A 6,947-nucleotide genomic window follows, 5' to 3' on the forward strand; every position below is an offset into this window, starting at 1 on the left:
ACCGAAGTCCCCTCCGCCGAACCCGCCCCCGAAGTCCCCGCCGTCGAAGTCCGCCCCGGACACGTCGCCGCCCTCGTAACCGCCGTCGCCGTAGCCGTAGCCCGCGCCGTAGTCGGCCGCGTAGGCGGGGCCGGCCATCATGCTGCCCAGCATCGTGCCGATGAGGAGGCCGGGGAGGATGCCGCCGCCGAAGTAGCCGCCCGCCCAGGGGCCGTATGCCGGGCCGGCGTCCCAGTAGGGGCGGCGGCCGTGCTCGGTGTCGACCTCGCGGATCACGGGGTCGCGGCCCTCGGACAGCCGGGTGCGGTCGGCCGCGCAGACCGGGACCTCGCGGGCGGTGCCGCCGGGCGGCGTCCATGTCTCGTCGGCCACCGCGGTGCCGTGCCGCGGGTCGAAGAAGCAGGGCGGCCGGCGCTCGGGCAGGGGTCGGCCCTCCCGGCGGGCGGCCAGCTGGGTGAGGGAGAAGCGGCCGTCCGCCAGGGCCTGGGTGACGGCCTTGACGTCCTCCGGTTTGCGCGCCGAGTCCATGAGCCGTTTCGCCTGGTCGTAGGAGTCCAGGGCGTGCTCGTAGTCCTCGCGCATCGCGTCGTCGGCCTCGGGCGCGGCCGGGTGGAAGTCCAGGCGGTCCAGTTCCTCGCCGAAGGCGGTGATGTCCTCGTCGACCACGACCCGCAGCTTCTCCAGCGCCGCCTGCCGCTCCGCCTCGTGGCGTCGCCGGTTGCGCTTCACCAGCGCGTAGGCGCCCGCGCCGCCCGCCACCAGCACCGCGCCGGCCGCGATCAGTCCGCTGACGTCCACGCCGTCGCCGCCCGAGCCGTCGCTCCAGCTCGCGGGTGCCGTGCCGCTCACGTTGCGCAGCGCCGCGTCGACGAAGTCGTTCAGCTGGGCCTTGGGGTCGCCGGCGCTCTGCACCGAGGTGACCAGGTTGTTCACCGCCTGCCGGGACATCACGGAGGCGTCGGCGGCGGCGTCGAAGCGGTCGTCGACGCGGACGCCGTACAGGCCCGTGACACCGGTCTCGGTACGGAGGTTCAGCAGGAGGTTCTCGGTCGGCTGGTCGGCCGGGAGGACGGCGACGAAGACGGGCTTGTCGGCATCCTTGATCTTGTCGGCGAGCGCCTCGGCGTCGGCCGACGACAGCTGGTCGGAGGCGGCGGGGTCCACATAGACGGGTTCCTCGCGCAGCGCCTCGGCGACCTTCGAGAGGTCCGTGGCCGCATGGGCGCCGGGCGCGCCGGCCGTGAGCACCGCGACCGTCGCGGTGACCGGCACGATCAGCAAGCTCATGAGGCCCCGGAAGAGCGGAGTCCTCATACTTCGACGCTACCTGATGGGCCGGGAAAAGGCGGCGGCCGCGGTGGCCGGAATGCTCAGGCGTACGGTTCGCCGATGCCCAGCAGGTTGCCCTCGCTGTCGTGGAACCAGGCGGCCCGTTCACCCCGGAAGCCCTTGGTCGGGTAGTGGCCCTCGATGTCGGCGATGCCGTCGGTGGTGTGGAAGCCGGGGACGTCGACCTCCTCGAAGCGCACCCCGCGCCGCCGGAGCTCCGTCACCACCGCCTCGACGTCCTCGACCTGCCAGCCCATCTGAGTGAAGGTGCCGGGGGAGGCTCCGGTCGAGCGGTACACGGCGAACTCCGTGCCGCCGCAGCGGTACAGCAGCCCGCCCGGCCGCTCGTCGACCGGTTCCAGGCCCAGTTTCTCGGCGTAGAAGCGCCGGGCTCGTCAGGGGGTGTTTGAAAGTCCCGTGCGGTGCCCGCGGTGTTCGGTGCGTGCCCTCGGCGTGCCGGACGAAGGCCCTCGTAGCGGAGCTACTTGGGCCTTCGGCCGGTGCGGCGAGGGTGCGTGCCGGGCGCCGTGGGTGCTGTGCGGGACTTTCAAACACCCCCTGGGTCCTGGGCGGGCAGGCGGGTCGCCACCTGCCCCCGGGCGAGGAAGTGTCCGGGATCCGTGTCCTTGTCGTCCATGGCTTCACTGTGCCGTGGACGCCCGGCCCGGAGGTGGTGGCGAGGGCTGTTCGGCCTACTCGGCCGGTGTCACCCCGGCCCGCAGCAGACCGTAGGTGTAGGCGTCCTCCAGGGCCTGCCAGGACGCGGCGATGACGTTCTCGGCCACGCCCACGGTCGACCACTCCCCCGAGCCGTCGGACGTGGAGATCAGGACCCGGGTCGTGGACTGGGTGCCGTGGACGCCCTCCAGGATGCGGACCTTGTAGTCGACGAGGTCGAGCTTGGCGAGCTGGGGGTAGATCTTCTCCAGGGCGACGCGCAGGGCGCGGTCGAGGGCGTTGACCGGGCCGTTGCCCTCGGCCGTGGCGACGATGCGCTCGCCCTTGGCGAAGAGCTTGACCGTGGCCTCGTTGGCGTGGGTGCCGTCGGGGCGGTCCTCGACGATGGCGCGCCAGGACTCGACGTCGAAGTACTTCAGGGGCCTGCCCTCGACCTCCGTCCGCAGCAGCAGCTCGAAGCTCGCGTCGGCCGCCTCGTAGGTGTAGCCCTTGAGCTCGCGCTCCTTGACGCGCTCGACGACCCGGCCCACCAGTTCGCGGTCGCCGCCCAGGTCGATGCCGAGCTCCTTGCCCTTGAGCTCGATGGAGGCGCGGCCGGCCATGTCGGAGACCAGCATCCGCATGGTGTTGCCGACCAGCTCGGGGTCGATGTGCTGGTACAGGTCCGGGTCGACCTTGATCGCGGAGGCATGCAGACCGGCCTTGTGGGCGAAGGCCGATACGCCGACGTAGGGCTGGTGGGTGGAGGGGGTGAGGTTGACGACCTCGGCGATGGCGTGGCTGATGCGGGTCATCTCGCGGAGGTGGCCGTCGGGGAGGACCTTCTTGCCGTACTTCAGCTCCAGGGCCGCCACCACCGGGAAGAGGTTGGCGTTGCCGACGCGCTCGCCGTAGCCGTTGGCCGTGCACTGGACGTGGGTCGCGCCCGCGTCGACGGCGGCGAGGGTGTTGGCGACCGCGCAGCCGGTGTCGTCCTGGGCGTGGATGCCGAGGCGGGCGCCCGTGTCCGCGAGGACCGTGGAGACCACCGCCTGGACCTGGGCGGGGAGCATGCCGCCGTTGGTGTCGCAGAGGATGACGACGTCCGCGCCGGCCTCCGACGCCGTACGGACGACGGATTTCGCGTACTCGGGGTTGGCGCGGTAGCCGTCGAAGAAGTGCTCGCAGTCGACGAAGACGCGGCGGCCCTGGGAGCGCAGGTGGGCGACCGTGTCCTGGATCATGGCCAGGTTCTCGTCGAGGGTGGTGCGCAGGGCCAGTTCGACGTGCCGGTCGTGGGACTTCGCGACCAGCGTGATCACCGGGGCGCCGGAGTCCAGGAGCGCCTTGACCTGGGGGTCCTCGGAGGCCTTGGCGCCCACGCGGCGGGTGGAGCCGAAGGCGACCAGCTGGGCGTGCCGGAAGTCGATCTCCTGCTGGGCGCGCGCGAAGAACTCGGTGTCCCTCGGGTTGGCACCGGGCCAGCCGCCCTCGATGAAGCCCACGCCGAACTCGTCCAGGTGCCGGGCGATGGCCAGCTTGTCCGCGACGGTGAGGTTGATGCCCTCCCGCTGCGCGCCGTCGCGCAGGGTGGTGTCGAACACGTGGAACGAATCGTCGAGCTCGCTGGTTGCGGTCATGGTGTCAAGGCTCCTGCTGTTGGATCCCGTCGGATCACGGTCGTTACCGGAATGACCGGCTCCACCGTCCCCAATGATCCCTCGCGCTTTGCTCCCGGCTGAAGGTGGGCCAGAAAAGCGAAAAACCCCTCGCGGGTGCGAGAGGTCTGCGCGCGGGTCGAGGACGACGGTGTCCGCCCGTACCTGGTCGTACGTGGCGGTCACTGCGGACCGGCGCGCCTGCTGCCAATAATCATGGCGAACGAGAGCACGGGGGCAGTCTGGCACACACCGCCCCCGGGCTCACCGTCCGTCTCAGGATGCGAGCACAGCGTTGATCACCGCAGGTGCCGAACGAAGATGTCGGTGCCGTCGTTGGTGTCGCCGGCCGGGATCAGGGTCGGGTCGGTGGACTGGAAGAGGACGCGGCGGGCGCCGTCGGCGATCCGGCCCGGCAGGACGTCGGCCGTGGCGGTGCCGCCCGCGGTGTCGGGCGTGACCAGGGTGGTGGTGCCCTTGCGGAGGTCCCGCAGGTAGACGGGCCACTCCTTGCCGTAGCGGCTGCCGGGCTCCTCGATCTCCGACATGAAGGTGACGTACCGGCCGTCGGCGCTCACCGCGGGGTTGCGGGTGTAGACCTCGCCGGGGCCGCCCTGGGTGCCGTGGATGCGCTGGTTGGTGCCGGTGGCGATGTCGTGCACGAAGACGTTCCAGCTGACGTCGTTGTCGTCGGGCACCAGGTGGGTGTCCCGGGACTCGAAGACGACCGTACGGCCGTTGCCGCTGATCGAGGGGTTCAGGGATTCCTTCTCGGTCTTGGAGCCGTCGTAGGAGCGGTCGATCTGGTTGTGCTCGCGGGTGCCGCGGTCGTACATCCAGACATCGCCCCAGTCGTCGCCGCGCGGCCCGTTGGCGTAGTTGTACTGGTAGACGACCCGGCGTCCGTCGTCGCTGACCGTGGGGCCGAAGGCGTTGCGGGGCTCCCAGGTGGGTCGGGGGTGGCTGATGCGCTCGGTGGTGCCGGCGAGGCGGTCGCGCAGGAAGACGACGCTGGTGTTGTCCTCGGTCTCGCGGAGGGTGTAGACCGCGTAGCGGCCGTTGGGGCTCACGGAGACCTCGGCGGGCTGTCCTTCGAAGCCCTCGGGGACCTCGATGCCGAAGCCGACCCGCTCGCCGGTGTCGCGGTTGTGGATCCACAGCTCGGCGGACGTCGGGCCGTACTCGACGTAGACGTAGCGGCCGTCGTTCAGCACCGCCACCAGCCCCCCGAAGCCCGCGAAGCGCAGCTTCCCGGTGTGGGCGTCGCGCAGGTACATGCCGCCGTGCGGCACGTTCGGGTCGAGGTCCTCGGCGTCCGAAGTGAGCGCGATGTGGCGGCCGTTGCGGCTGATGACGGCCACCCGTGAGACGCCGTCGCCCGCCTTGCCCTCCGGTGTGACGCTGATCGGCTCGGTGCGCGGGGCGCGAGGTGCGGCGTCCGCAGCGGGGCCGGTGAGTGCCGCCGCGGCGACGGCCGCCAGGGCGGCGGCGGCCAGGCGCTTCTTGCTGTGCATGGTTGTTCCCCCGTGGTTGGTCGTTGTCATCGCACTGTCCGAAGGAAGACGTCGGACACGCCGTTGGTGTCGCCGGGGACGATGTCCGTGTCCTGGGAGGAGTAGACGACCGCGCGGCCCTTGTCCGAGACCGAGCCGTCGATGGCGCTGCCGTGTCCGACGAGGACCTGGCGTCCGCCGTGGAGGTTGCGCAGCCAGAGGTCGGACTGCGCGTCCTGGAGGAGGATCCGGCGCCCGTCGGGGCTGACGGCCCGTATCTCGGCGCCGGGGAAGTGCTGGATCCGGCCGGTGCGCAGGTCCCGTACGTACGAACCGTCCGCCGAGTCCATCGCCAGGACCCGGCCGTCGGCGCTCAGCTGGACCACAGTGGAGGGCGTGCCGTCGTCGGCCTCGGTCTGGGTGCCGGCGGTGCGGTCGGCCACCCACACGTCGCCGCTGCCCTCGTCCTGGTAGGCGACGTAGCGGCCGTCGCCGCTGATCGACGGGTTGTCCATGTCCCGGGTCTCGTCGTCCTGCGGGCCCGCGCTGACGGTCTCGCGGGTGCCGGTGACCCGGTCGTAGAGGTCGATGCGATTGGGGAACTGCGGGTGTCCGGATCCCCAGGTGTAGGCGATGTAGCGGCCGTCCGCGCTGATGTCCGGGGCGGACCCGCTGTCCCGGGCGTCTCCCCCGGCCCGGATCCGGGTGCCCGTGCTCAGGTCCATCAGGAAGACGTTGATCTTACGGCTGCCCCAGTCGGTGTACGTGGCCCAGCGGCCGTCGGCGCTGAGGCGGGGCGTGCTGAGCGCGAGCTCGATCTTGGTGACGTGGCCGGTTCTCAGGTCGCGGATGTAGGAGTAGGTGCCCGGGTGGGTGATCCCCTCGGGCACGAGGTTGGTCGCCGAGGAACGGAACGATATGAAACGGCCGTTCGGCGTGGTGTGGGCGGCGCTGGAGGCACCGTCGCCCTGGGTGCCGTCGGCTGCGGTGCTGACCCGCTCGACGCGGGGTGCGGGCGGCGCGGCGGACGCGCTCGTGCCGGTGAGCGTGAGCAGCAGTGCCGCCGCTAAGGAGACCGTGGACACACGCGTGGCTCTGGACATGTTCCCCCCTGTGGATTCCCTTCGAGGCAAACGCACCACGCGTGACAGGGTCAATCCGACGTATTGCGTACAACCTGGACGTGAGCTCAGGAGTCCGCGAGGAGGCTGTCGGCGAGGAACTCCCGTACGTGGCCGAGAACTTGCGCCCGGTCCGTGCCGCGCAGGCCGATCGCCACATGGATGGAGAACCCGTCGAGCAGCGCCCGCAGCCGGGCGGCGAAACGGTCCGGGTCGACCGCCCGGAACTCCCCGCGCGAGACGCCCTCGGCCACCAGGGCCACCAGGTCGCGGTGCCAGGCGCCCTCGATCGCGGCCTGCCGGTCGCGGGCGTCGTCGTCGGCGTTCTGCGAGCGGTTCCAGACCTCCAGCCACAGCGTCCAGTGCGGGTCGCGATGCCCCTCGGGGACGTACAGGTCGACGTACGCCTCGACGCGTTCGCTGACCGTCGCGGACGCCCGGGTCAGCAGCCGGCCGCGCGCGGCACCGAGCCGGCCCTCGCTCCACTCCAGGGTGCGCAGCAGCAGTTCGTCCTTGGAGTGGAAGTAGTAGAGGAGATGGCCGCTGCTCATGCCGACCTCGCGGCCGAGCGCGGCCATGGTCAGCTTCTCCAGGCCGCGCTCGGCGATCATCTCCATGGCGGCGGCGAGGACGCAGTATCTTATACACAAAACCGAGCCCACCAGACCAGTTATATAATCGCGGTTTGC

At 71.1% G+C, this 6,947-nt stretch carries 5 protein-coding genes and 1 pseudogene; all 6 read right to left on the reverse strand.

Translation table 11 applies throughout. The annotated features are described in order from the left end of the window. Positions 1 to 1,314 (reverse strand): hypothetical protein (locus L0P92_RS40265; protein WP_234768096.1); only part of this gene is annotated, 1,314 nt, incomplete at its 3' end. A 56-nt stretch (positions 1,315 to 1,370) separates the two neighbouring features. Then, positions 1,371 to 1,724: pseudogene (locus tag L0P92_RS40270) on the reverse strand (VOC family protein); the annotation flags it as partial. Between the two features lie 297 nt (positions 1,725 to 2,021). Further along, on the reverse strand, positions 2,022 to 3,626 hold the full coding sequence (gene cimA / locus L0P92_RS40275; protein WP_234768097.1) for a citramalate synthase: 1,605 nt from the start codon (positions 3,624 to 3,626) through the stop codon (positions 2,022 to 2,024). Between the two features lie 317 nt (positions 3,627 to 3,943). Next, entirely contained in the window at positions 3,944 to 5,158 is a 1,215-nt protein-coding gene (locus tag L0P92_RS40280) for a TolB-like translocation protein (protein WP_234768098.1), read from the reverse strand. Between the two features lie 26 nt (positions 5,159 to 5,184). Beyond that, positions 5,185 to 6,240, reverse strand: a complete 1,056-nt coding sequence (locus L0P92_RS40285) for a TolB-like translocation protein (RefSeq protein WP_234768099.1) — start codon at positions 6,238 to 6,240, stop codon at positions 5,185 to 5,187. Between the two features lie 86 nt (positions 6,241 to 6,326). Further along, the gene (locus L0P92_RS40290; RefSeq protein WP_234768101.1) at positions 6,327 to 6,875 is read right to left on the reverse strand and encodes a TetR/AcrR family transcriptional regulator; all 549 of its coding nucleotides are present in this window, start codon (positions 6,873 to 6,875) and stop codon (positions 6,327 to 6,329) included. Positions 6,876 to 6,947: the final 72 nt, after the last annotated feature.

The organism is Streptomyces muensis (genome assembly GCF_021474425.1).
GTDB classification, from domain to species: Bacteria; Actinomycetota; Actinomycetes; order Streptomycetales; family Streptomycetaceae; genus Streptomyces; species Streptomyces muensis.